At 32.5% G+C, this 588-nt stretch carries 1 protein-coding gene; it reads right to left on the bottom strand.

Translation table 11 applies throughout. The annotated features are described in order from the left end of the window. Positions 1-449: Rpn family recombination-promoting nuclease/putative transposase (locus H8911_RS12285; protein ID WP_186999858.1), on the bottom strand; the 449-nt coding region annotated here is incomplete at its 3' end. Between the last annotated feature and the right edge of the window lie 139 nt (positions 450-588).

The raw sequence follows: 588 nt of genomic DNA, 5'->3' as shown, positions 1-588 counted from the left end.
TAGTCATGGAAACAAGCTGTAAACCTTTCATCCACCTCTACAAGTTCTGATAGCTTACTAGCTGCATTCCAAGGCCTTTCACCTGTATAGAATACCAGAATGTTTACCATAGGTAGTTTTTCTTTAGCCTTATTCTTCTTTGACTTCTTTAACATTCGCTCATAAGCTACATATTCATATACGGCCGCTCTTACAACCATTGAAGGATCTACACAACTTTGATTTTCAATAATGAATGCACTATAAAGATTTCCATCATTGTACTTACGAATCACATCCACATGCTTTTCTAGATCCATATTCGAATCATTCATCTCTGAATCAAGTTCCATACAGTTTTCAGGTTTAAGAACTCTTTCTCCATCAAAGAAGTACGCATTAAAGAAGTCGACAAAATAGGCATTGTTTTCTAAAAACTCTTTCATAATTTTGTCTTTTGATTTATTCATGTGATTTCATCACCCCTATCTCATATACGAAATAAATTGAGGTTTTCCAAAAAAGATGTATATTTTGATAATTTCACATAATTCAATCGGATTTCACAACATTTACCAAAGTTATACTAAATTTATGACAACATGGAAT

This window comes from Holdemanella hominis (genome assembly GCF_014306155.1).
GTDB classification, from domain to species: domain Bacteria; phylum Bacillota_I; class Bacilli_A; order Erysipelotrichales; family Erysipelotrichaceae; genus Holdemanella; species Holdemanella hominis.
This window is presented reverse-complemented; position numbering and strand designations above follow the sequence as displayed.